Source organism: Dysgonomonas sp. 25 (assembly GCF_010501075.1).
Classification (GTDB): domain Bacteria; phylum Bacteroidota; class Bacteroidia; order Bacteroidales; family Dysgonomonadaceae; genus Dysgonomonas.
Genome location: NZ_QVMN01000005.1, coordinates 76,582 through 100,989, shown reverse-complemented (window position 1 = coordinate 100,989; position 24,408 = coordinate 76,582). Strand labels below are relative to the sequence as shown.

Sequence of the window (24,408 nt, the reverse complement as noted above, 5' to 3'; positions counted from 1 at the left end):
AGGGAGCTCGTTGCGCCTTGCGCTGTTCATAGTCGGGGGCGAGATGCTTCGCTTTGCTCGGCATGACAAAAAATGACAAGACAAAAAAACACTGTATCGCGTCAAATCTGTCAAGAGTGTCAAGTTTTAACTAAATTTCGATTGATTATCAACAAAGTAAGGTTTTTAACAGAACTTGACAGTTGTAAGAATTTGGTAAAAGATCGCCCGAACTTATTGATTTTTACTATCTTTATCTGTCAGAAAATCAATTACCAGAAAGTAAATCTAAGCAATCTATAAACCAAAAGAATCGAATAACATGAAAACAGTTGGAAAAGGTATGCTCGCATCATTATTGGCAGCGGCAACTTTATTTTCTTCGTGCGAAAGCGCACAACAAAACGTCTTGACTGAAACGGAGAAAGCCGAAGGATGGCAACTCCTCTTCGACGGAAAAACTCTCGACGGATGGCGCGACTATAATGGCGCAACGCTCACGCAGCCGTGGCACGTAGTCGACGGATGCATACAGGCCAAAGGCGACGGCAACGATGCCAGCGGCTACATCGTGACCGACCGCCAGTTCGAAAACTTCGAATTGTCGTGGAACTGGAAGCTATCGAAGGGTGGCAACAGCGGCATGTTGTATCATGTGGTCGAACGTCCGCAATTTGCCGTTCCATATATCACAGGGCCTGAATATCAGTTGATAGATACGCCCAACTTCCCCGAAAAACTGCACGATTGGCAGGATATGGGAGCCGATTATGCGATGTACATTCCCGACAAGAGTGTGATGAAAGTGAACCCTCAGGGCGAATGGAACAACTCGAAAATCGTTTTCGACAACGGGCATGTCGAGCATTGGCTGAATGGGGTGAAGATACTCGAATTTGAGGCATGGACCGACGATTGGTTCAAACGCAAAAACAGCGGCAAATGGGAGAATGCCCCTGAATACGGATTGGCACACAAAGGGGTAATCTGTTTGCAGGATCATGGCTATCCGGCTTCGTTCCGCAACATCAAAATAAAAGAATTGCCACGCAAAGAGCAGGAAGTAAACCTATTCAACAGCAACGACTTACACGGATGGGAAGTGTACGGAACAGAGAAATGGTATGTAAAAGACGGATTATTGATTTGCGAAAGCGGCCCCGACAAAGGATATGGCTATCTGGCTACGCGCGAGTATTACGACGATTTCGACCTGACCGTGGAATTTAAGCAGGAAGCCGACGGCAATTCGGGCGTGTTCATCCGCTCATTCATCGAGGAAGGCGTAAAGGTGAACGGCTGGCAGGTAGAGGTAGCGCCTAAAGGCAAAGGCACAGGCGGCATCTACGAATCGTATGGTCGCGGATGGCTGATAGAAATTCCGAAAGAAAAAGAGAAGTTCCTCAAAGAAAGGGAATGGAATACAATGCGCATCCTCGTGAAAGGCGATCAGGTAACCACATGGCTCAACGGCGAACAGATGGTCGACCTGAAAGACGAAATCATCGGCAAAGGTCAGGGACGCATCGCCTTGCAGATACACGATGGCGGAGGTATCAAAGTATTGTGGCGCAATCTGAAATTGAAAACATTGTAATGCCTGCCGGCTTTATTTGTTAAAAAAGATTTCATTTTTTTGCTCGTATGGTCGAAAACAATTACATTTATGTGGTTGTTATAAAGACTGTATCGAACGATATAGTGCTTAGCATACCCAAAACAGATTACTAACACTAAAAAATACGATTATGAGTAAGGCAAGTTCAAACTTAGTATTCTTGGCCGTAGGCGCAGCCATCGGAGCTGCTGTAGGCTACATTGCAGCATATGACAAACGCAACGAATTGTTGCAGGATATCGTTGATTATGCATACAAAATCAAAGACAGCGTGCAAGGCATAGCCGAGGAAAGAAAAGAAGAGTTGAAAGAAGTAGTAGAAGAAGTTGTAGAAGGTGTAACAGAAAAAATGAATGCAAAACAATAACAATCTGAAAGACAAAGACCTGGGCGAGCTCTTCGAGTCGTTGAAAGTGGAAGTGATGGCTTATGCCGATAAGAAGTTCCGCTATTTCAAGCTCGAAGCATACGAGAAGATATCGTTTATCTTTTCGCTCATCGCTTATGCCACCATCGTACTGGTGCTGGCCGTGGGGCTTTTGTTTTTCGGGCTGTTTGGCGCAGCATTTTTCCTTGGCGAAATGCTCGGCTCGTTCGCAGGAGGCTTTGGCATCCTGTTCGGCTTCATCATGGTTGTCCTAATCCTGATAATGATTTTCCACCGCCGGCTAAGAGCCTTTATTATGAATAAGGTGATTGTTATATTACGCAAAATAGAGGCGAATGAAGACTTCTGACAAAAAATTATCTCCACTCGAGAAACTACGTATCGAGAAAGCCGAACTAAAGGAGGAATGTGCGGTTCAGGAGAAAGAGATGACTTCGCGGTTCTCGTATATATATGAGAATCTGGGAGCCATTATCGGAAGCGCCCTTTTGCATGATATAACCAAACGCTTCGGGTTTGTTACCCAGAAGCCCAAATCGCAGACTACGCAAGACGCCGACGCTGAAACGCCTCCATCGTCGACTATCAAACAAACCGTAATGAACGGATTGCAGATAACCTATCCTTACATCAAGGAGTTTGTGCAACCGATTGTTGTAGGGGTTATTGTCGGCAAACTGCGGTCGATGTTCTCGCCGAAGAAAAAGATAGAAGGCGGTAAGAAGAAGTAATTTCTCGCAATGCTTTATATACTAAGCGGATAACGGTTGTTGTCCGCTTTTTCAATCTTCTACATTAGTTACTGTCTGGATGCGCGTTTGTGTAGAATCATTAGCGATAGCGGTTATATTCCCTTTGCAATTAGTGAAATAGACATAATTGCCCCTATCATAGAAACGATAAACCTTGCAACCATCGTGTTCGAACAAATATTCCACTCTATAAGACGGATTATCTCCCGGCCGCTCCTCTCTCAATGCTTGCCCATAATATGTTCCTCCACTTAATCCAAAACAGGAATAAAACGCACAAAGACAGAGTAAAACAGGGAATAAATAGAATAGTTTTCTCATAATAGTACTATTTAGAAAGGAAAGGTAATAAAAAAATCAGAAGATATCCTTACTGCCAACGCCTTTTGTACTCTTACCCAGCTCCCTCACCGAAGGAATAAGCAGCAACAAGATGCTGCACAGGCAAATAGCCCCTCCCGCAATAACAAAAGCATCGGAAAGCCCTATCACATCGGCAATATAGCCCGTCGCCAGCAATCCGGGTATAGAAGGCAGCAGGATAAGGCTGTCGTAGGTAGAGAAAGCGCGCCCGAGGACGGAATTGTCTATCTTCGTTTGCAGGATAACCACAAACGAGCTGTTCCAGATGGAACCCGCAAGCCCGCCAATCCCCGTGAAAATGGCAAACCACATAAGACCCGATTGAGGCAATACTCCCGAGAAAAGGAAAGTCAGCCCGATAATCGAGTTGGTAATAATGATAAGGATGATTTTATCGAAGCGGTTCATCGCCGAAGTTCCGATAATTACCCCTCCGAGCAGGGTACCCACACCCCAAGCTATTTCGACTACGCTCATGTGGAAAGCCTCGCCAAGGAAGTATTTAATCGTCATCAGCGGGAAAAGCGCCGATACAGGGATGATAAAGAACAGCACGATGATATCGAACGTAAGCAGCCAGCCCAGTCCCCGTTGCCCGAAAATAGCCTTCAATCCTTCTTTCATCTCCCTGAAGACATGGCGTTCTTCGGTCTTCCTCTCCGGATTCGGAATGGTCACGAACAAAAGGGAAACACATGCGATAACCGCTCCCAGAATGTCGAACATCAGCACATAGGTCATCTCCAAGAGGCTGATAAGCAAAGCCGCCAGCGCAGGCCCCGCAATATTACTGATAGCCTGTATCATCTGGTTGACACCTGCCACGCGCATCAGCTGCGACTCGGGGGCGAGCAGCGGGATACTCGCCTGCATAGCGGGAACATGGAAAGCGCTCCCCACCGACCGCAAAGCAAGCAGGATATATATCTGCCATATTGCTACCATGTCGAAGTAAAACATCAGACACAGCATCCCCGTAATAAGGGCGATAAAGGTATCGGCGGCAATCATCACCTGTTTCCGGTTCCAACGGTCGACAAACACCCCTGTGAATAGTCCCAGAACAATTTGCGGAAGAAGTGTCGCTATCATCGCATAGGCCAATACCTCTGCCGACTCGGTCTTGAGACTGAGCCAGAAGACAACGGCATAGCCGGCAACCGAACTACTGAGCGTAGAAAACAGCTGCCCTGTCCAGATAATCGCAAATGTCTTTTTCCAGTTATTCATACCACTTTCGGGATTTTGAGGGCTGCAAAGATAATATATTAATAATGAATGAAGAATTATGAGTTATGAATTGTTGTTATCCTCATCTATAATTGATGTTAATTATATTACAAGTTACTTCGTGCTTCGCACAGTTACAAGTTACGAGGGTTGTTTTATTGTCTTGTGCTTACCCTATTCCGCGCAGTAAAGCCTCCTAAGAATAGGTATGAGAATGAATAATGCAAGAGTCAAAATAAAAATTGTACCTTTATATCCTGAATGACAGACAATCTAAAACATAAGACAGGCATAGCTTTCTTCTGGAGCCTGATAGACAAAGGCGGGCAGCAGTTCATCCAATTGCTGATTATGTTTGTCATGGCACGATTGGTCGAACCCGACGAAATGGGTACGGTTGCCGTATTATCCATTTTCTCGGCCATTGCGAGCATCATGCAGGAGAGCGGGTTTTCGTCCGTCCTGATACGCCGGAAAGAGGCAATCCCGTCCGAGCAGTCGTCTGTTTTCTACTTCAATATCTCCGTAAGCCTCCTGATTTACCTTATCTTCTTCTTTAGCGCGCCATTGTTAGGGTGGTTTTACGAGAAGCCTGTACTGACCAATCTATCGCGGTTTGTGTTTCTCGCATTCGTTTTCAATGCATTCGGCATCATACAGAATATCAATCTGGTACGCACACTCAACTTCAAGACCAACACGAGGATTACCCTTATCGCCGGTATTATATCCGGTATTGTTGCCATCATTTTGGCCTGTTTCGGGCTGAAAGTATGGGCTATTGCATCGCAGATAGTAGTGCTTAGCTTTGTCCGCAACGTCCTCTTATGGGTATTCGTTCGGTGGAAACCGATTCCGCAATTCAGGCTATCCGACCTGCGGGGGATGTATTCGTACAGTGCCAAGCTAATGGCAACCAATATCCTGAATCAGATTTGCGGAAATATTTACCCCACCATTATCAGTAAATTGTTCGGATTCTCGCAAGCCGGCTATTATTCGCAGGCAAAGAAATTCAACGATATACCGCAAGTTGTCATCAGCGACGGAATAAAGAATGTCGCCCTGCCGATGCTCTCGCAGGTAAACGAAGACCACGAGCGCCGCAAAAGGGCTTTCCGTAAGATAATGCGTATCACCGGCTTTATTAGTTTTCCCGTGACGATGATACTTATCTTGTTAGCCGAGCCCATCATCATCTTTGCTTTATCCGACAAATGGGTGGGTGTGATTCCCCTCTTGCAGATACTTGCAGCCGGAGCGGTCTTATATCCGCTGCACACGATGACAAGCCCTTTATTGCAGGCATTGGGCAAATCCCAAATGATACTCACATTGGCGGCATGCCAGAATTTCGGCATCCTTGCCTCCATCCTCCTGTCGGTGCATTGGGGCGTAGAAGGGCTGATATGGGGACTATCCGCCGTAAATATGCTTTTCTACTCCATCGAGTTAATCGTTGTCGGACGAAAAATCGGCTACACAGCAAAAGAGTTATTTGTCGATATTATCCCTTTCCTCGGAATAGCGTTTATAGCTTTCGCCCCGACCGCACTCATCCCTTACTTGTTGCCGGATATACATATTTATCTTGCGGGGATATTGCAACTCCTTGCAGGAGGAATCTTATATTTACTGATAATAAAGCTATCCGGGGCAGTTATTCTGCAGGAAGCTATCGATTTTGCCAAACGGTTTACTAAACGGGGAAAGGAGAAGGAAGCATGACGAAAGTTTCGGTATTAATGCCCGTCTATAACGGCGAGAAGTATCTGGCGCAAGCCATCGAAAGCATCGGTTTCCAGTCGTTTACCGATTGGGAGTTGATTATCGTCGACGACGGCTCCACCGACAGCAGCCGCGAAATTGCAGCACGCTATCGCGACAACCGCATCTACTACCTGAAAAATGCGAAGAACGAAGGACTGATATATACGCGCAACCGGCTGATAGAGTTAGCTTCGGGCGAATATATCGCTTTTCTCGACTGCGACGATTTGGCAGCACCCAAGCGCCTCGAGGCGCAAGTCAACTTTCTGGACAAGCATCCCGATTATGCCATGTGCGGCACATGGGGACGCACGATAGACGACGAAAGGGTGTTGAGAAAGATGAACCTCTCGGTTGGCGACGAGGAGATAAAATGCACATTGCTCTATACCAACACCTTCATCCAGTCGAGTGTTATGATTCGCAAGAAAGTACTGAAGGAGCATCCGTATGACAAGGACTTCCCGCTTGCTGAGGATTATGAGTTGTGGTGCCGTTTGTCGAGAGAATACAAGCTATACAACATCCCCCGCAAACTGACGGAATACCGTTATCACGGGACGAACATAAGCCAATCGAAGAAAGCGGCTTTGGAAGACCTCGTAAACGAGATACACCGCCGCGAACTGCGATATATAGGCATAGAGCCTACCGACGAAGAATTGTACATCCATGCTGGCATCACCAACAAAGAGGCTTGTACCATCCCGGATGCTGACTATTTTGCCAAATTGCGCGTCTGGATGAAGAAGCTTGCCGAACATGCGATTGCATCGGGCAGATACGACGCCGATACGTGGAAGGCTGTCTCCGGCTTTCGCTGGATATTTGCCTGCACCGCCCGAAAGGCATACGGCAAGGTATTGTCTTTTCCTGTCGCGTTAAGCTTCAAGGCTTTCGTCAAATTAACAAAGATACTGGTTTCCAGAATATAAGATTATGATACATCCACAGACCGAAGAATTACGAAAAGAATACAACCCCGAAGGTTCGGAGCTTCGCAACCTACAAATGAAGATGCTCGACATACTCATCAAGGTCACCGATATTTGCGACAAACACGGCATACAGTATTGGTTGAGCGGGGGAACGCTGCTCGGGGCTATCCGCCACGGCGGGTTTATCCCGTGGGACGACGATGTGGATATAGAACTGATGTGGAGCGACTACAAGAAATTGCTCAAGATACTCCCCAAGGAACTGCCTGCGGATATGTACCTGCAAACGCCGAAGGAGAAGAGTTACCGCATGCTTTTCTCGAAGGTGAGGGACAGAAATTCGCGCATCGATTCGGAAGAGGATAATATGGCAAGGTATACGGAGAAAGGGGTATATATCGACCTCTTTGTGGAGGAAAGAAGCTACAAATGGCTGAAAAGCTTTGTCGATTTCTTTTATGGGCGGGCTTTCAGACGGCTAAAGCGGGGGCATCCTTTCCACTCGTTCCGCTATTTCTACGAATACACGATTTCTTTATTCCTCTACCCCATCGGCATCGCGCTGAAATACATGGCTCGCGCCTTATGCGCCATCACTAAGCCGGATAATATCCTGCACAGCTACGGCATAGGGAATACGACCAATCACAACGCATCGTATATGTTCCCGACGTCGAAAGTAACCTTCGAAGGCCGATCGTTTTCAGCCCCGAAAGAGCCGGAAACTTACCTGAGCAAACAATATGGGGATTATATGCACATTCCGCCCAAAGACAAAAGGGCGACACACTTTATGAAAGTGACTTATCTCTGATTTCTTCTACAAGTTACCGGGTTCGATAACATTCGCCGTATCTCCTACGGCTATCGTATCCGAGATAATCAAGCCGTCATTGTTCTGGTAGATATTGTCTATGGGAGGGGCACTGGAAAATAATACCCCTTCTTTATATAGTTTATAGGTAATCACAGCCGCTGCTATCAGCAAGGCAACCACCACAAGCGCAAGCTTTTTGGAGAGAAAGTCATTCAGATTAAATGCCATACGTCGTTATTTTGCAAAATATTTATCCTCCAACGCTTTTGCTTTGGAAAGCGATTGGGCATTTTTCACATCTATATCATATTTTTCAGGAGCAGGAATAACCAACTTCGTACCGATAGGGATGTTATTGAAATTCTTTATCTTATCTATATTCTCCTGATAGATATACACCCAGAAGGTTTTATCGCCGTAATGCGTCAGAGCCAGTTTGCGCAACGTATCGCCACTCTTGAGGGTGATAGTCGCTTTAGGCTTGTATTCCTTCGCCGGAGTGGTTGTCGCTGTGGATGGGGTAGTCGTATTTTGCTCCGGCAAAGCAGAAACATTCTCTACACTTTCCTCTGCAATGCTATCATTCTCTACCATGAGCGAATCGGACGGAAGTGCATCTTCATCCGGCTGATCTACCTGTTCGGTAGTAACCGGCGTTGTATCGCTTCCGCTTCCACCATTGAAGGCTCCCATTATATCGTCTTTGAAAAGGTAGCCAAGAATCACGAGTAAAAGAATGGCAAGGACAATGATTACATTCCGCGTTGTTTTGCTCTCTTCCAATTCGGGCTCATATTCGTCGTCATCATCGTCGTCGTCGTCGTCGTCTTCCTCTGTTTCATCTGCCGCTTCTTCGGCGACAGAAACCGGCGCATCGGCAACAGATTCAGTTTCCTCTGTCAATTCAACTTCGGCAGGCTCGATTTCAGCCGATAATTCTTCGGGATGCTCCACCGCATCGTTTATTTCTTTTTCGATATTTTCTTCCTGTTCTTCTTTCATTTCGATTTCTGTTATAATGGTCTCAGGAACAGCTTCTTCTTCCGTATCCTGATCCTCCGATTCGTTTTCTGCATCAAAGGTAATATTTTCGAACGAAACACCATCTTCCAACACAACACTTTCGAAGTGTGCAAAAGGGGCGTTTATAAGGTCTTTGAGTGTTTTGTCGGGCGTAAACGACAATTTGTAATGGGCAGGAATCTCGATATCCTCGCCCGTATTCACATCCACGCTCTTGCGGCTGTTGACTTTAACGAGTTTGAACGTACCGAATTCCTTTATCTTCACCGAGTCTTTTTGCTCGATTGTCTGCATTATCAAATCGAACAGCTCCCGCAGGAAAAGTTCGGCATCTTTCTTCGTCAACCCTTGCTTTTCGGCAAGCAGGTCAGTCAAATCCTGTAAGCTCAATCGTTCACTCATCGACTTCTATTTTTTTCAGGTTATCTTTCACAGTCTGTCCCGGACGGAACGATATAGTAATTTTAGGGGGCACCAAAAAGCGCTGCTTTGTCGTAGGATTCACGGATACGCGTTCGTTCTTCTTCTTCGTTTCGAACAAGCCGAACCCTTGAACGTTCACCGTATCGCCGGCTTCTAAGCGGCTATTCAGCAACCCGACGAACCCTTCGAGCAGGTCTGCTGTCTGGCGCTGCGTCCAATCGAGCCTCTTGGCCAATGCTGCTATAAGTTCCTGATTTGTCATATATTTTATTTTTGAAAGAGCCGGTTATTCAGATAAGATAACCCGTCCGTATAAATCGAACGGCTGGGCACCTGTCACTTCTACCTGATAGAACTCTCCTATTTTCAATTTTTGTGCTTTTTCAATCAAAACTTCCGGATCGACCTCGGGAGAATCGAATTCCGACCTGCCAATATAGTAATCTTCTTCCTCTTTATCAAGGATTACGCGCAAAACTTTGCCTATTTTGGCCTCATTTGTTTCCAGCGCAATGCGTTCCTGCAAGGACATCAGCTCGTCCATACGCGCTTGCTTTACTTCGTCGTCGATGCTGTCTTCGTAGTTTTCGTAAGCATACGTACCGTCCTCGTGCGAATACGGGAATGCTCCCATACGCTCGAAACGCGCTTCGCGGACGAAATCCATCAGCTCCTCAAAATCCTGCTCCGTTTCACCCGGATGCCCCACCATCAGTGTGGTGCGCAAATGAATGCCGGGAACTTCTTCCCTGATACGGCGTATCAGTTCGAGGGTTTGCGCTTTAGTGATGTTGCGGCGCATCATTTTCAGCATATTATCGCTGACATGCTGCAAAGCAATATCGAGGTAGTTGCAGACATTATCGTTTTCGCGCATAACGCGCAATAAATCAAATGGAAAATTGGCGGGATAGGCATAATGCAGGCGAAGCCATTCTACTCCTTCTATCCGGGCAAGGCGCTCGACAAGTTCGGGCAATTTCATCGCTTTGTATTTATCTAATCCATAGAAAGATAAATCTTGCGCTATCAACTGAAATTCTTTTACGCCCGAAGCGACTAAGCCCCGCACTTCGTCCTCTATTTCCTCTATCGCGCGGGATTGATGTTTGCCCGTCATAATAGGGATGGAACAGTAGGAGCACGTGCGGTTGCAGCCTTCGGATATCTTGAGATAGGCATAGTGAGCGGGAGTCGTAATGCTACGCTCCAGCGCCAAATCCTGCTGATAAGATTTGCCTAAATCGGTTATCAGTTGTTTCCAGTTGAATTTGCCATAGAAAGCATCTACTTCGGGGATCTCCATGCGTAGCTCCTCCATGTAGCGTTCTGTGAGGCAACCCATTACAAAAAGTTTATTGAGCTTGCGGTCTTTCTTTGCTTCGGCAAATTCGAGAATCATATTGATGGATTCTTCTTTGGCATCGCCGATGAATCCGCAGGTATTGATAACGGCAATTTCACCCTCCGGCTTTTCGGGATCGTGCTTTACGGTGTAGCCGTTCGCTAAAAGTTGCTTCATCAGCATCTCGGAATCGACCAGATTTTTGGAGCATCCGAGTGTAATGACGTCTATTCTGTTTTTCTTCATTTATGTACTTACTCCCCAAACAAACTATCGACAAATTCTTTGCGGCGGAAAAGCTGGAAATCGTCTATACCTTCACCCAGCCCGATATATTTCACCGGAATCTTGAATTGGTCGGATATACCGATTACGACGCCGCCTTTAGCCGTCCCGTCGAGCTTTGTCACAGCCAATGCCGTTACGTCCGTTGCCGCCGTGAATTGCTTAGCCTGTTCGAAGGCATTTTGCCCTGTCGAGCCATCTAAGACGAGCAACACTTCGTCCGGCGCTCCGGGAACGATTTTTTCCATTACTTTTTTTATCTTGGTCAACTCGTTCATCAGTCCGATTTTATTGTGCAAGCGTCCTGCTGTGTCGATGATAACCACATCGGCTTCGTTCGCCTTGGCGGAACTTAGTGTATCGTAAGCCACCGAAGCGGGATCGGAACCCATCGACTGCTTGATAACGGGCACGCCTACGCGCTCGCCCCAGATAACAAGTTGCTCGACGGCTGCGGCACGGAATGTATCGGCCGCCCCGAGATATACTTTTTTGCCTGCTTTTTTGAACTGGTTGGCAAGTTTGCCTATGGTGGTCGTCTTCCCCACCCCGTTTACGCCAACCACCATGATAACATAGGGTTTGCGATCGGCAGGCAGGTCGAAGTTTTCGGTATCATGCGTATTGTTTTCGGTCAACAGGTCGGTTATCTCTTCGCGCAGGATACGGTTCAACTCGGCTGAGTTGACATATTTGTCTCTGGCAGCACGTTTCTCGATGCGCTCGATAACTTTCAACGTCGTATCTACACCTACATCGGAAGTTATCAGTATTTCTTCCAGTTCGTCGAGTACATCGTCGTCGACTTTCGATTTCCCTGCTACTGCACGCGATAGTTTGGAAAACATCGATTCCTTTGTTTTCTCCAAACCTTTATCTAATGTTTCTTTTTTCTGTTTTGAGAATAATCCGAAGAGTGCCATATCTTACAATTAGTGTGTGCTTAATTATTAAAAATTTGTTACGGGATCCAAAGCAAAAAACTATTTAACTGACAATTAGAGCCTCTCTGCAAAGCTACAAAATGGATAACAAAAAACCTCCACACATGGGAATGCTGGAGGTCTTTTAAATATTTTTAACAGAATTACTTAGCTAAGTATTCTTTTACAGATTCGTTAGGAACCATTTCTTCTTTAAATGTGTAAGCACCTGTCTTAGGTGATTTCTCCATTTTGATTACTTTAGCATAGTTACGACCGTCTTTCGAAGATGGGTCACGATAACCTGCGACTGTTTTCTTTGCCATGGTTTATATGTTTTTTTACTTAATTTCTTTATGAACTGTCATTCTTCTGAGTACCGGGTTGTATTTTTTCAACTCGAGACGCTCAGTTGTATTTTTTCTATTTTTCGTTGTGATGTAACGAGAAGTACCCGGCATACCACTTTCTTTGTGTTCGGTGCATTCCAATATCACCTGAATTCTGTTTCCTTTTGCTTTCTTTGCCATTTCTCAAGGTCCTCCTTAAATTATAATACTTTTATCATTGAAAGGTGTCCGGCGTCTGCTGCTTTTTTGATGGCGGCATCTAATCCGATTTTATTAATCGTACGCAAACCGGCAGCCGAGATACGTAACGTAATCCAGCAATCTTCTTCTACCCAGTAGAATTTTTTTCTGAACAGGTTAACATCGAATGTTCTCTTCGTTTTCTTGTTCGAGTGAGAAACATTGTTACCAACCATTGTCTTTTTTCCTGTTATTTCACAAATCTTGGACATTGCTATATCGCTTTATATATGTTTATTTTTAGTTATTTCATCCGCAAATTGGGTTGCAAATTTAGAGATATTTTTTGAAAGAACAAATATTTATATGATTAAAGTGCTAATTTATTTTCTTTTTAAGTTAATGGCTATCTTTGTATGATATAATAGTTACGCGTTACCTTGCCCTGCGGGGAGTTACGGGTTACGAGAAAACATGTCTTCGAAAAACAGCAAAACAAGAATATGTGCAAAGCAAAATCAATCCTTATAACAGGTGCCAGCGGCTTTATCGGAAGCTTCCTGACAGAGAAAGCGCTGGCGAAGGGATACGATACATGGGCGGGAATACGCAAAAGCAGTAGCCGCGAATTTTTGCAGGATGAGCAAATCCGGTTTATAGACCTCTGTTTTGCCGACAAAGAAAAACTTACGGAGCAATTGAGCGTTTTTGCGAAGGAGCACGGAAAATTTGACTACATCATCCACAATGCAGGCGTTACGAAGTGTCTCGACCAACAAGATTTTGAGAGGATAAACTACGGGAATACCGTCAACTTCGTCGAGGCGCTTCGCGAAGCGGATTGTATCCCCGAGAAATTCATTTTCATGAGCAGCCTCAGCGTGATGGGGAAAGGCGATGAGAAGAGCTACACGCCGTTTGCCACAACCGATACACCCCACCCGGATACGGCTTACGGGAAGAGCAAGTGGCAGGCGGAGGAGTATATCCGTTCGCAGGAGAACGTTCCTTACCTTATTTTTCGTCCGACGGGGGTATATGGCCCGCGCGAAAAGGATTATCTGCTGATGCTGAAAACGATTCAATCGGGGCTGAATGCGGGCGCGGGATTCCGTGCGCAACACCTCACCTTTATTTATGTGAAGGACTTGGCAGACATAATCTTCGACGCGATAGAAAGCCCGATAAAGGACAAGACATACTTTGTTGCCGATGGCGACGTACACACCGACAGCGAATATACGCAAATAGCCAAAGAGGTACTCGGCAAGAAGCGTACAATCAATATAAAAATACCGCTCTGGCTGCTCAAAGGGGTATCGGTTGCTGCCGAACTTTTAGCTAAAGCAACAGGGAAGCCTTCGACCCTCAACCGCGATAAGTACAAAATAATGAGCCAGCGTAACTGGGAATGCGACATTGCTCCGCTAAAGGAAGACTTTAACTTTTCGCCGCGCTATAATTTAAGAAAAGGCTTGGAAGAATCGGTGAAATGGTACCGGAAGAAGAGGTGGATAAAATAACAAAGTATTCGATAGCATACCAATTAGAAAAATAGCCTTCCCATCAAAAAACGACAAAACGTAAACTACAGTTTACAAAATGCGCAAAATGAGGATTATTTATATAAAAATCAGCTAATTTGTCATAAAATAACCCTCGCTATAAAGTTGTTGATTATATTTTTTGCTATCTTTGTGTGGCTCAAAAAAAGAGTTCGATTTATATGTTATGCAACATATCTCCGGCTTTTGAGTGCGAATAAAGATTAAGACAACAACAACTAACTCAATTTTCTAACTAATAAAATTAAAAAAAATGATTAAAGTAGGTATTAACGGTTTTGGACGTATCGGACGTTTGGTTTTCCGTGCTGCTCAAACCAGAAATGACATCGAAGTAGTAGGTATCAATGACCTTATCGACGTAGAATACATGGCTTACATGTTGCGTTACGATACAATTCACGGTCGTTTCGACGGAACAGTTGAAATCAAAGACGGTAAATTGGTTGTAAACGGAAAAGCTATCCGCGTAACTGCCGAAAGAAATCCTGCTGACCTTAAATGGGGTGATGTAGGCGCTGAATACGTAGTAGAATCTACCGGCCTTTTCCTCGAAAAATCAAAAGCTCAGGCTCACATCGAAGCTGGTGCGAAATATGTAGTAATGTCTGCTCCTTCTAAAGACGATACTCCTATGTTCGTTTGCGGAGTGAACGATGATAAATATGTAAAAGGAACTCAAATCGTTTCTAACGCATCTTGTACAACTAACTGTCTTGCTCCTATCGCTAAAGTATTACACGACAAATTCGGTATCCTCGAAGCGTTGATGACAACAGTACACGCTACTACTGCTACTCAGAAAACAGTTGACGGCCCATCGGCTAAAGATTGGAGAGGCGGACGCGCTGCTGCCGGCAACATCATCCCTTCATCAACAGGTGCTGCTAAAGCTGTAGGTAAAGTTATCCCTGAATTGAACGGAAAATTGACAGGTATGTCATTCCGCGTTCCTACATTGGACGTTTCAGTGGTTGACTGTACAGCTCGTTTGGCTAAAGAAACTACTTACGCAGAAATCTGTGCTGCTATGAAAGAAGCTGCTGCAGGTCCATTGAAAGGTATCCTCGGATACACTGAAGACGAAGTTGTATCTTCTGACTTCATCGGCGACCCACGCACATCTATCTTCGACGCGAAAGCAGGTATCCAATTGAGCCCTACATTCGTTAAAGTTGTATCTTGGTACGACAACGAGTGGGGATATTCAAACAAAGTGCTCGAACTTATCGCTGCAATGAAGAAAGTGAACGGATAATCATCCTTCAACCAAATATAGAAAGGAGCTGTCTCAAAAGGATAGCTCCTATTTTATCTTTTATTATTAATAAAGAACAATGGTAAAACATATAGTGATGTGGAAGCTGAAAGAGTCGGCCCACGGAAACGATAAGGCTACAAACGCCAAGCTTATCAAGAAGAGCCTCGAGAACCTAAATGGCAAAATCGACGGGGTAGTAAAAATAGAAGTAGGAATCGACTTTCTGGGAAACGGCAACTTCGATGTCGTTCTGTATTCCGAACTATCCTCCCGCGAAGCGCTCGACACTTACCAGAATCATCCGCTACATCAGGCAACCTTACCTTTTATCCGCGAAGCCGTAACAGACCGCAAAGCCGTAGATTTCGAAATATGACCTTACAAGAGACCATACAACAAATCCGCAAGGAATGTCGCCTTGCGATGAATGGCGTAGCTTCGTCGAGCATGCGCGAAAAGGGATTAACATACAAACTCAATTTCGGACTGATGCAGGAGCAAATCAAGCGCATTGCAGGAGAGTATGCACCCGACAGCCAACTTGCCGAATTGCTTTGGCAGGAAGAAACCCGTGAGTTGAAAATCTTTGCGACACTCCTCTACCCGACCGAAAAATTTACAGAAGAGACGGCCGATCGCTGGCTTGCAGAAATACCGAATCAGGAGATACGCGAACAGGTTTGTATCAATCTTTTCCAACGGCTTCCCTTTGCCGAAAACAAAGCGATGGAATGGGTAGGTAGTTCCTCGCCCGAAACCCGCATCACAGGGTATTGGCTGTTGGCACGATTGATCCTTCGCAAGGGAATAAAAGAAACGCTGGATGTAAACCGGTTTCCGTTTGTATGGGACGACATATATGCGGATGATTTATTTTTGCGGAATGCAGCACTACTTGTATTGAAGCATACGGGAAGGCAATCGAAGCAGGAGGCAGATAATATTTTAGCGAAGATTGTTGATTTTAAGGGAAGTGCAAACCCGCTGAAACAGGAAGCATATAACAACATTACATTCGAATTTGAATTCTTCTTCGGATAGCTACTCTTCGCCGGTCAGACAGGTCAATACAAAATCCGGCCCAACTTTGTAATACACTTCCAGATTCTGCCGACGTTCGGTTTTTGTTTCCGACATACGGAAGAAACCCTCGTCCGATACATCGAAAGGTTGCACTTGCAAGTGCTTCAAGAAGTCTACTCCTTCGTAGCCTAAATACTTGAACATGGACTCCTTTGCCGAGAAATGCAATAGCAGATGGGTTATTTCGTCTTTGGGGTCGACATATTCGTCCTCCCTCATCAGCCGCGAGCGCACACGCTTCACCCTATCCGAAAAATACTCCACATCTACCCCCACCGGCGACCGCCTATTCAATGCAACGGCGGCATATCCTTCGGTATGCGAAACGCTGATATAATAGGATTTATCGGGCAGATAAGGACATCCCGACGGACGGTAAAGGACTTCTTTTTCTTCACCGGCCAATTCTTTCAGCAGGACACGGACTGCCAGTTTCTCAATCAGACGGTTTTGTGCCTTAATAGGGAGAATATTCTCCAACCAAGCCCGTTGCTGCAACATGGCAAGCAGTGCGTCTTTGGATTCTTCAATCTTCCAAAGTCCTAAAATGGTCTCTCCTATCTGTTGGGTGAGGTAAAGCATAGTGCAAAGAAACAAAAAAATAGGGAATAAAGAAAGGGCTCCAGAATAAGGAGCCCAATCGTGTATATTTACCAGATTATGACAAATAAATTATCAGTCTGCTTTTGAGAAGTGAGTAGTTACCGTTGACTCATTTACCTGTACAGTCGAAATATCCAATCCCTCTGCCGTGAAGTCTGCTGCAACGCGCGAGATAAAAGATGAACCAAGGCCAAGCGAAGTCAAATAACTTAAACATGAAACACCTTGTGTTTGAGTAGCCGACAGGCTCATCGAATAGTTTGTGAGATAGTCTATCAACACTGGGCTTTCCGTAGATTCTCCTGTAGGCAAAACATACAGCATATCTCCCGAAATGCGATAAGTAGCTGTCATATTTTCAAGGCCTGTTGCATATTCTACAGAATTCATTCTACCATTTGAATAAAATGTATAAGTGTCTAAACTTTGATAGCTCAATTCGCTCAGGTAACTATTGAGGATAGTTGTTGCAGTTTCATTATCAGTTGTTCCTTCCAATGCCCAATACTGTTCTGTCCATGCACCAACGATCAATTGTGCTTTGGTAATAGGTTCCCAATTAGTTCTTCTAAAAGTTCGCTTTCCCGAAACACTTTTCAGCGTTACAGTTGAAAGGTCTATCGTTTGTCCTTTTTCTGCTAACTTAGTTCTGAGATATGTAAGCAGAGTAGAACCAAAGTATGTTTGAACTGTTTCATCTATATTTACAGAGCCTTTAAATGTTAACTTATCACCGGAAACAGAAGCTGTAACAATATTTACATCTCCATCATCGTCGGTTAATGTAAGTTTGCTTCCTGAAATCGTATAAATACCACTTCCGGGATAAATGTCGTCAACCCCATATGCTTTTATATAAGTACCATTCACATCAAATTTATAAATCTCTTCATCGCCTTCTTCTACACCTCCATTTTCTTTGAAGAAATCGTTTATAAGCGATGTTATTGTGCTGTTGCTTGTTTTGTATTCCACTTCGGAAGAAGTTTCTATCCAAGCTCCAACAATCGATTCTTGTGAAAGATCATCATCGTCGCTACTACAAGATGCAAAACCAGCCATCAAGGCTACGGACAAAAGAATAAAGAAAAGTTTGTTTAATTTCATAAGGGTTTGATTTTGTTTTTAAATAGTATTCAATATGCTAAGAAAAGCAAACCCACGATGGAGTTTGCTTTCTTTATATTTCTGCAAAAAATATTATTGAGCAGTTACTTTGGTGTAAGTAGAAGTGTATTTCACACTTTTCACAGTAATAGTAGTAATATCTACTCCTACAGCCTGTAATGAAGCCGTTAATTCATCAACTACTCTTGATGAAAAATTGTAATTCAAATAATCAACAAGAGTCTCATTCAAGTCTGCAGTAAACAGAATGCTAAAATTCGTTTTAGAAAGAGAAGTAATCTTAACTGGCTCTCCTTCTGACTCTCCTGTATATTTCAAATATATTTTATTCCCACTTACGCGATATGTTCCTCCACTTTGATATGTAGAAGACTCTTCATCTACAAAGGTAAGATCTTCATTAAATGTAATACGATCATCATCATCGTTATCATCAACCATAAGTAGAGCATTAACTAATGCTGTCGCCTTACTATTACTTGTTGTAACTCTTTCTGCATTTTCTATACATTTCCATGTACCTACTAAATCATTTGCTGAATAATCATCATCATCACTACAAGAAGAAAAACCTGCCATCAAGGCTACTGATAAAAGAATAAAGAAAAGTTTGTTTAATTTCATAAGTTTTAAAGTTTGTTGATTAATAAAATTAAAAATAAGTTAATCTGCCGCAAAGATAACAGAATAATTAACATCCACAAATTATTTTATCCGCCTTTTCCTTCAATAAGACTCCAAAGCATAGCAAAAAGGGAAAGAGTATACAAACCCCTTTCCCTTTCACATATAATAAATAGCTGATCTTATTTGTTTATATAAGCTAATACCTGATTCTTCTGAACCATTTCGCCTTGTTTCACTTCGGTCTGAACAATTGTTCCCGAAGCAAGCGCTTTCACATCCTCGATGCCGTAGTATGTCTGGATGTGACATATTACATCACCTTCTTCGACTTTCGTACCGATAACCGGTGCCGTAGAAGGGTCTGCTACATCTATCTGCCATATTAACTGCCCGCTGACAGTAGCCTGCAATGACAATGCATCAGGATATTTCTGCTGGATAGCCTCTGCATCGAAGCGCGGAACTTCAACTATTTCGCGTTGAACGATGATAGGTGCTCCCGCCTTTTCTTTAGCTGCTTCCAGTTCTTTATTGAAGCGCTCTTTCGCCAAGCCCGATTTATAGTCGCGATACTGACGGTCGTGCATAGCAAATTCGAAGAGTTCTTCGTCATCTTCGCCATACTCCCATCCGAGCTCGTCCATTTCCTTACGGTATTGGTCGAGGGCATCAGGATATTCGTCTTGCGGGTTACCTGTATAGAATTCGAAGCCTTTCGATTTAGCCAGTTCGATAATTTCGTCATCCAGTTTACCCGGCAATTGTCCCGAACGGCCGAGAATCATACCCCAGCTGTCCTTGTCGATATTCGAGAAGCGAGGTTGTCCCTGCGCCATAGCAAAGATATTCATCAAGGCGATATTTTTCGTATACTGGCTGAACGGCGTCACCAATGGTGGATAACCGAGCTTAGGCCAGATATATTCTACTTCTTCGAACAATTGAACGACTAACTCATCCAGCGAAACTTCCGCTTTTCCGTTATTGCGAAGCGCCATATTGATAGCCGGATGCATGGTGCGCAAGTCGGCCATCATCGACCCCATCATACCTCCCGGTAATCCGCAACCGACAAGCAGCGAGTTCAGGAATTTGTTGGACGGGTCGATAAAGTAGCCCAGGAAGTCGTCTATAAACTCCTGTGTCAGCGCACGGGCTTCCATATAAGCTTTCATGTTGATGTCCGGCACGCTGAAGCCTGCGTCTTTGAGCATAGCCTGCAACGTGATAATATCGGGATGCACCATACCCCACGCCAGCGGTTCGATGGCCGCATCGAGGTAGTCGGCTCCGGCACGGGCAACTTCCAGCATAGAAGCTACCGAAAATCCCGGTCCTGTATGTCCGTGATATTCAACCGGTATATTCGGGTGACGGTCTTTCAGGGCTTTTACCAGCTTACCTAAGAAAGCCGGACGGCCGATACCCGCCATATCTTTCAAGCAAAATTCGTCGGCACCGAAATCGACCAACTTGTCTGCAAAGTTCACATAATAATCTACGGTGTGGATTGGCGAATGTGTTATACAAAGGGCTGTCTGGGAAATCATACCGGCCTCTTTGGCGTATTTAACCGACAACTCGAGGTTGCGGGCATCGTTCAATCCGTCGAACGAGCGGGAAATATCTGTCCCTTGTGCCTTCTTCACTTTAAACATCAATTGGCGCACATCCTTCGGCACGGGGAACATACGCAATGCATTCAAGCCTCGTTCGAGCATATGTGTCTGAATACCCACCTTATTAAAAGGATCAGTCCATTGGCGTACCGATGCGTTCGGATTTTCTCCGTACATTAGGTTTACCTGCTCAAAAGCACCTCCGTTTGTCTCGACGCGGGCAAAACATCCCATATCGACGATAACAGGTGCAATCCGGACTAACTGGTCAACACGCGGCTGGTATTTACCCGAAGATTGCCACATATCACGGTAGACAAGGCTAAATTTAATTTCTTTTCCCATAGTTTAATTGTATCTTGTAAGTCTCAAAAAATAAGGGTTTTTCGCCCCCTCACATTTTGCAAATCGGTTAATTTCGTCAATAATTTATTCTATTTCCTCACAAATTTAGCCTTTTAAATTCGAAAAAACAGAATATTCCTACAGGAAAAAATAGCATTTTGACATAAAAAAAAATAAGTTCGTTTTTTTTATGATTCATTCGCCTAAATACTGCACATTCAGACGAAAAGTGAGCAATTTTACCGTCCAAATACAGCTTTTATTTTTGCGGCTTAACCTCTGGAAAAGGAAGTGACAAAAATTCTTTTTTCAATTTGGATTTAACTGGGTGCATTTTATCTACAAAAGCACTCATGCCGTTATACCCTCGCTTACTCATTGTGAATGACTTAACGCCGGCAAATTGACCATCCTCTTCGTAAGCAGTATAGCGGATAACATTCCATTCGACAACATTCCCGTCACTTACGATAATGTCTACCATATATTCGTTAACTTCTTCATTCTGAAAAACTTTATAAGTTGTAGTAGGGTCTGTCTTTTTGCGGTTTTGGAGAAAGGTAACCTTTTTTTTTACCTCATCTACTATCGTCGTTTCCGGATTTCTATACAGATCGAGTATAAAGATATCTTCGTACTGCTCTATCGTCTGTCCGGCAGGCATATACTCCTGAATATAATACATTCCTTTCATCTGTGGCGGATTACTCCAAGCCAGTTTATAGGCTACTCCGTCGAAAGTGATAGATGCTTGCGCGCCGAGATAGTTTACAACGCCATTAACAGAAGCAGGCGGCGGTGTTTCTTGTGTCTCTTGTGTTGTTTTTGTTTCTGCAAGCGGCTCCGAAACCTTCGGCGTATCTACTTTCTGGTGAGAATCATTCCCTCCGCAAGCGATAAGAAATGCAGAAAAAAGGGCGAGTGAAGCCTTTAATAAATTCATTGCTTTCATTTTGTGTGTGTTTTAATGTGTTTGTATACTACTTTTATTACTTGTAAATTTAAACTTTATATCCGAATAAAGCAGGATTATAGATAAAAATCCTTCGGGAAGATTATATAATTCTCCATTCTAAATTTGTATATTAGCAGCGAGAGACAGGTATTTGTCGTATCGGACGGCAAGCGAGCCGTTATGGGCAACTTTCATTCTGTGAGGATATACAACTAGTCTTCTGCGGCGTCATTCTCGTGCGAGTTGTGATTAGCTTGCATCCTGTGAGGATATACAACCGTATCAAATAGATTCACTTCAAATAGACGTTGTGATTAGCTTGCATCCTGTGAGGATATACAACAATAAGTCCGCGAACATTCTCCGCAACGACGTTGTAATTAGCTTTCATCCTGTGAGGATATACAACCGACAACAGGCTACAAGGCTCACAGCTCGAGTTGTAATTAGCTTTCATCCTGTGAGGATATACAACTCGTATCAAATAGATTCACTTCAAATAGACGTTGTAATTAGCTTTCATCCTGTGAGGATATACAACAGCGGATATGGGAAGGACATCAAGATGTCCGAACACTATGTGTGAGGTACAACCATTATAGATTATAATTGAATATCATACATAAATATTGAAGAAGTTAAGCAGATTCATTACCTGCTTTTATTTTATTTTTTCGAGATAAAAAATACTATCTTTTTTATTTACAAACATATTCCTATCTAAAAGTTTATAATCATCTAACTCAAATCTAAGTTCTAAAGAAGCATTCTTTACCTTTTTAAAAGCATAATTTTTTTCACTTAAAATATAAAAGTTTCCAATTGAATCAGTGGTAGTAAATCCTTTCTCATTATTTATAAAAACTTTTACACCTTTTAGGGGTTCGCTTGTTTCAGAATCAACAACTGTACCCCGTACTCCCAACCAAACATCACACGATGGAAAACTAAAAATAGCAACAGCCAACACTAAATATATTATTATATTTTTCTTCATGCTTTTTTTGTAAAGTTAATGAAAATATCAATAAAATAAATTATTGATATGAGAAGAATTAAGTTGTGATTAGCTTTCATTTGCGGAGGGGATACACTGGTTAACGGACGGTCTCGGTTACTGCCACCTCGCCGGAGTAAACAACCTGATATGCATTCTCGTATAGAGGGGTTTTATGCATCGTTGCATCGTTGCCTTTGTCAATGATAACATAATCATAACCCGAGATAGTGTCGGCATTGATAACAGTATAGCTGTCATATTTAACATTTGCAGAATCGTAGCCTCGAATCGAGTATTCGTATTCGAAATGAATGTTACACAAAGAATTTGCCAGATAATATTTTTTACCTTCCCCTTTCAATACATATTCATTCACTTGCTTGGCTGCCGTATTATACCCCTCGTATGCATCTATTTTGTTCGTAAAATTTATCGCAGCAGCCACCTGTATAATAATGACAGCAATAAGTAGATAAGTAGTTTTCAGCTTCTCGATATAAGGGCGAAACGATAGGCATATTAAAAAGACCAACACAAAGCCGTAGTAAATAAAAGTCCGAGGGAAAGGTATTACCGAATGTAATATTAACAATAACACGGGCGAGGCAAGGAATACAATCCATGTCAGTATCAGTTGCTTATTTTTCCGTATGCATGTCATCACAAAAGCTACGATAACAACTCCACCAATGATGAGAGACGGTATGCCGAATATCTCGAAAATGGTATTAGCGATAAAAGACGGAAGCCTCTCAATTACCTCGAACCTGTCAATAGGCGCAACAAAGCGATTATTCGTAATGGCGGCCAATCCTTGTTTCTGCAATAGGATTATAGGGGCATAGAGCATACCTACACTCGCAACTGCCACCAGATTATAGGCTATTTGCTGCCTGATATTCCGATAATTACATATCAGAATCAGGGCATTGAGCGATATTAACGGATAGACGAACGAGGGTACTGTGTAAACGCCCAATATGCTGCTTATCATAAAAAACATCCAGTCTTTCGTCCGGCTGCCTTTGTTTATAATATTATACGATGCCCAGAAGCACACGACGAATAGCAAGACTACGCAGCTGTAGCCCCTCGCCATAAAGCTATAATAAACAGACATGAACAGGACGGAAACAATACCAGTCGCCAACACCGACAACGATTCGGCGAAATCTCGCTTTATAAAAGAATAGATAACTATCCAACTCAATAGAGAGAGCAGGATAGCAGGCAAACGCAAACAAAACAGTTCGGATAAGAACGGAAGCATTTCTGTTGCGTTGGCGAGAAGGGAATACAAGACATGATTATTCGGGCTCGGGTAGAACGTAGCACTGTAATAAAACGGCTTGTTGACAAAGGTCAGATAGGTATACGCTTCGTCGTACGAGACGGGAACCGTCAAGCCGAGATAGACCGACAAGGAAAACGATATCAGCATAATAGCCAACCCCTTAGCGGTGCAGACGTCGGAGAATATATGCCGGAATGCCTGCTTCACATCACGCCCGAAACGAATTAAAAAGTCACTCAATTTATCCCTGAAATACAAGGCAATAGCAGAAGCTGCAAATGAAGCAATGAGGATTCCCCAGACAGCCAATTTCCGTTCGGGAGATAATAAGAGCTTCAAATCGACATGTTTGCTTTCGGGGAGGGCTATCTTATTTATCAGTGAGCCAAAGAATGTATCATAGCCGACAATCAGCAATCCGCCGATTGCCACAAACAGCAAAAGGCAGATAAGTATCAGCCCGTATTTTAAGATACTTACGGTTATTCTTTTATTCATTGGTATCAGCCTTTTCCGATAATCCGATTCGTTGTCTACCGCAAAT

28 protein-coding genes and 1 CRISPR repeat array are annotated in these 24,408 nt (G+C 43.7%); of the genes, 11 read left to right on the top strand and 17 right to left on the bottom strand.

All coding sequences use genetic code 11. The features are described from left to right. Positions 1–322: 322 nt before the first annotated feature. From D0T66_RS09500 to D0T66_RS09485, 4 genes are all read left to right on the top strand, one after another. A complete protein-coding gene (locus D0T66_RS09500; protein ID WP_370520789.1) occupies positions 323–1,576 on the top strand; it encodes a DUF1080 domain-containing protein in 1,254 nt (417 codons plus the stop codon). A 151-nt stretch (positions 1,577–1,727) separates the two neighbouring features. Continuing rightward, on the top strand, positions 1,728–1,964 hold the full coding sequence (locus D0T66_RS09495) for a YtxH domain-containing protein (RefSeq protein WP_163357047.1): 237 nt from the start codon (positions 1,728–1,730) through the stop codon (positions 1,962–1,964). Continuing rightward, on the top strand, positions 1,951–2,334 hold the full coding sequence (locus D0T66_RS09490; protein ID WP_163357046.1) for a hypothetical protein: 384 nt from the start codon (positions 1,951–1,953) through the stop codon (positions 2,332–2,334). Before D0T66_RS09495 ends, D0T66_RS09490 begins: the two co-directional genes overlap by 14 nt. After that, a complete protein-coding gene (locus D0T66_RS09485) occupies positions 2,321–2,716 on the top strand; it encodes a hypothetical protein (protein WP_163357045.1) in 396 nt (131 codons plus the stop codon). The genes D0T66_RS09490 and D0T66_RS09485 overlap by 14 nt, the downstream gene beginning before the upstream one ends. Positions 2,717–2,767: 51 nt before the next feature. Here the strand turns inward: D0T66_RS09485 and D0T66_RS09480 are convergent, their stop codons facing one another. Together D0T66_RS09480 and D0T66_RS09475 are read right to left on the bottom strand one after the other, a co-directional pair. Continuing rightward, the gene (locus D0T66_RS09480; protein WP_163357044.1) at positions 2,768–3,058 is read right to left on the bottom strand and encodes a DUF4884 domain-containing protein; all 291 of its coding nucleotides are present in this window, start codon (positions 3,056–3,058) and stop codon (positions 2,768–2,770) included. A 36-nt stretch (positions 3,059–3,094) separates the two neighbouring features. Then, positions 3,095–4,330, bottom strand: coding sequence for an MFS transporter (locus D0T66_RS09475; RefSeq protein ID WP_163357043.1), 1,236 nt, complete (start codon positions 4,328–4,330; stop codon positions 3,095–3,097). Between the two features lie 261 nt (positions 4,331–4,591). Here D0T66_RS09475 and D0T66_RS09470 point away from each other — a divergent pair, with 261 nt between their 5' ends. Genes D0T66_RS09470 through D0T66_RS09460 form a run of 3 tightly spaced genes read left to right on the top strand, consistent with a single transcriptional unit; the run spans position 4,592 to position 7,852 of the window. After that, on the top strand, positions 4,592–6,058 hold the full coding sequence (locus tag D0T66_RS09470; RefSeq protein ID WP_163357042.1) for a lipopolysaccharide biosynthesis protein: 1,467 nt from the start codon (positions 4,592–4,594) through the stop codon (positions 6,056–6,058). Further along, positions 6,055–7,035, top strand: coding sequence for a glycosyltransferase family A protein (locus D0T66_RS09465; protein WP_163357041.1), 981 nt, complete (start codon positions 6,055–6,057; stop codon positions 7,033–7,035). The genes D0T66_RS09470 and D0T66_RS09465 overlap by 4 nt, the downstream gene beginning before the upstream one ends. A 4-nt stretch (positions 7,036–7,039) precedes the next feature. After that, positions 7,040–7,852 carry a phosphorylcholine transferase LicD gene (locus D0T66_RS09460; RefSeq protein ID WP_163357040.1) on the top strand — a complete coding sequence of 271 codons (813 nt, stop codon included), beginning with the start codon at positions 7,040–7,042 and terminating at the stop codon, positions 7,850–7,852. A 6-nt stretch (positions 7,853–7,858) separates the two neighbouring features. Here D0T66_RS09460 and D0T66_RS09455 read toward each other — a convergent pair whose 3' ends face one another. The 8 genes from D0T66_RS09455 to rpmB all read right to left on the bottom strand — a co-directional run bounded on the left by D0T66_RS09455 (position 7,859) and on the right by rpmB (position 12,656). Then, positions 7,859–8,083: a hypothetical protein gene (locus tag D0T66_RS09455; RefSeq protein WP_163357039.1), complete on the bottom strand. Its 225-nt coding sequence runs from the start codon at positions 8,081–8,083 to the stop codon at positions 7,859–7,861. Positions 8,084–8,089: 6 nt separating this feature from the next. After that, positions 8,090–9,280, bottom strand: a complete 1,191-nt coding sequence (locus D0T66_RS09450) for an HU family DNA-binding protein (protein WP_163357038.1) — start codon at positions 9,278–9,280, stop codon at positions 8,090–8,092. After that, the gene (locus D0T66_RS09445; RefSeq protein WP_163357037.1) at positions 9,273–9,563 is read right to left on the bottom strand and encodes an HU family DNA-binding protein; all 291 of its coding nucleotides are present in this window, start codon (positions 9,561–9,563) and stop codon (positions 9,273–9,275) included. Before D0T66_RS09445 ends, D0T66_RS09450 begins: the two co-directional genes overlap by 8 nt. Positions 9,564–9,587: 24 nt before the next feature. Further along, entirely contained in the window at positions 9,588–10,892 is a 1,305-nt protein-coding gene (rimO, locus tag D0T66_RS09440; RefSeq protein ID WP_163357036.1) for a 30S ribosomal protein S12 methylthiotransferase RimO, read from the bottom strand. Positions 10,893–10,900: 8 nt separating this feature from the next. Next, positions 10,901–11,854, bottom strand: coding sequence for a signal recognition particle-docking protein FtsY (gene ftsY / locus D0T66_RS09435; protein ID WP_163357035.1), 954 nt, complete (start codon positions 11,852–11,854; stop codon positions 10,901–10,903). Positions 11,855–12,018: 164 nt separating this feature from the next. Further along, entirely contained in the window at positions 12,019–12,180 is a 162-nt protein-coding gene (locus D0T66_RS09430) for a DUF4295 domain-containing protein (protein WP_163357034.1), read from the bottom strand. A gap of 15 nt (positions 12,181–12,195) precedes the next feature. Next, the gene (rpmG, locus tag D0T66_RS09425; protein WP_163357033.1) at positions 12,196–12,384 is read right to left on the bottom strand and encodes a 50S ribosomal protein L33; all 189 of its coding nucleotides are present in this window, start codon (positions 12,382–12,384) and stop codon (positions 12,196–12,198) included. Positions 12,385–12,404: 20 nt separating this feature from the next. Next, complete coding sequence (gene rpmB / locus D0T66_RS09420; protein ID WP_163357032.1) at positions 12,405–12,656, bottom strand: 50S ribosomal protein L28; 252 nt, start codon at positions 12,654–12,656, stop codon at positions 12,405–12,407. 231 nt (positions 12,657–12,887) lie between these two features. On the opposite strand from rpmB, the gene D0T66_RS09415 reads away from it, so the two are divergent. The 4 genes from D0T66_RS09415 (at position 12,888) to D0T66_RS09400 (ending at position 16,251) form a co-directional block, all read left to right on the top strand. Then, a complete protein-coding gene (locus D0T66_RS09415; RefSeq protein ID WP_163357031.1) occupies positions 12,888–13,907 on the top strand; it encodes an NAD(P)-dependent oxidoreductase in 1,020 nt (339 codons plus the stop codon). A gap of 295 nt (positions 13,908–14,202) precedes the next feature. Further along, complete coding sequence (gap, locus tag D0T66_RS09410; RefSeq protein WP_163357030.1) at positions 14,203–15,207, top strand: type I glyceraldehyde-3-phosphate dehydrogenase; 1,005 nt, start codon at positions 14,203–14,205, stop codon at positions 15,205–15,207. A gap of 79 nt (positions 15,208–15,286) precedes the next feature. Then, complete coding sequence (locus D0T66_RS09405) at positions 15,287–15,586, top strand: Dabb family protein (protein WP_163357029.1); 300 nt, start codon at positions 15,287–15,289, stop codon at positions 15,584–15,586. Further along, a complete protein-coding gene (locus tag D0T66_RS09400) occupies positions 15,583–16,251 on the top strand; it encodes a DNA alkylation repair protein (protein WP_163357028.1) in 669 nt (222 codons plus the stop codon). The genes D0T66_RS09405 and D0T66_RS09400 overlap by 4 nt, the downstream gene beginning before the upstream one ends. Here D0T66_RS09400 and D0T66_RS09395 read toward each other — a convergent pair whose 3' ends face one another. The 7 genes from D0T66_RS09395 to D0T66_RS09365 all read right to left on the bottom strand — a co-directional run bounded on the left by D0T66_RS09395 (position 16,252) and on the right by D0T66_RS09365 (position 24,362). Next, positions 16,252–16,875, bottom strand: a complete 624-nt coding sequence (locus D0T66_RS09395) for a 4'-phosphopantetheinyl transferase superfamily protein (protein ID WP_163357027.1) — start codon at positions 16,873–16,875, stop codon at positions 16,252–16,254. It lies immediately after the preceding gene. A 93-nt stretch (positions 16,876–16,968) separates the two neighbouring features. Next, positions 16,969–18,003 carry a hypothetical protein gene (locus tag D0T66_RS09390; protein ID WP_163357026.1) on the bottom strand — a complete coding sequence of 345 codons (1,035 nt, stop codon included), beginning with the start codon at positions 18,001–18,003 and terminating at the stop codon, positions 16,969–16,971. A 93-nt stretch (positions 18,004–18,096) separates the two neighbouring features. Further along, a complete protein-coding gene (locus D0T66_RS09385; RefSeq protein WP_163357025.1) occupies positions 18,097–18,648 on the bottom strand; it encodes a lipocalin family protein in 552 nt (183 codons plus the stop codon). 182 nt (positions 18,649–18,830) lie between these two features. Then, positions 18,831–20,615: a biotin/lipoyl-containing protein gene (locus D0T66_RS09380; RefSeq protein WP_163357024.1), complete on the bottom strand. Its 1,785-nt coding sequence runs from the start codon at positions 20,613–20,615 to the stop codon at positions 18,831–18,833. A gap of 259 nt (positions 20,616–20,874) precedes the next feature. Further along, on the bottom strand, positions 20,875–21,567 hold the full coding sequence (locus tag D0T66_RS09375; RefSeq protein ID WP_163357023.1) for a hypothetical protein: 693 nt from the start codon (positions 21,565–21,567) through the stop codon (positions 20,875–20,877). A 180-nt stretch (positions 21,568–21,747) separates the two neighbouring features. After that, positions 21,748–22,111: direct repeats of the CRISPR family, unit length 36 nt; unit sequence GTTGTAATTAGCTTTCATCCTGTGAGGATATACAAC. A 120-nt stretch (positions 22,112–22,231) separates the two neighbouring features. Then, positions 22,232–22,567, bottom strand: a complete 336-nt coding sequence (locus D0T66_RS09370; RefSeq protein ID WP_163357022.1) for a carboxypeptidase-like regulatory domain-containing protein — start codon at positions 22,565–22,567, stop codon at positions 22,232–22,234. 100 nt (positions 22,568–22,667) lie between these two features. Then, positions 22,668–24,362, bottom strand: a complete 1,695-nt coding sequence (locus D0T66_RS09365; protein ID WP_163357021.1) for a glycosyltransferase family 39 protein — start codon at positions 24,360–24,362, stop codon at positions 22,668–22,670. Positions 24,363–24,408: the final 46 nt, after the last annotated feature.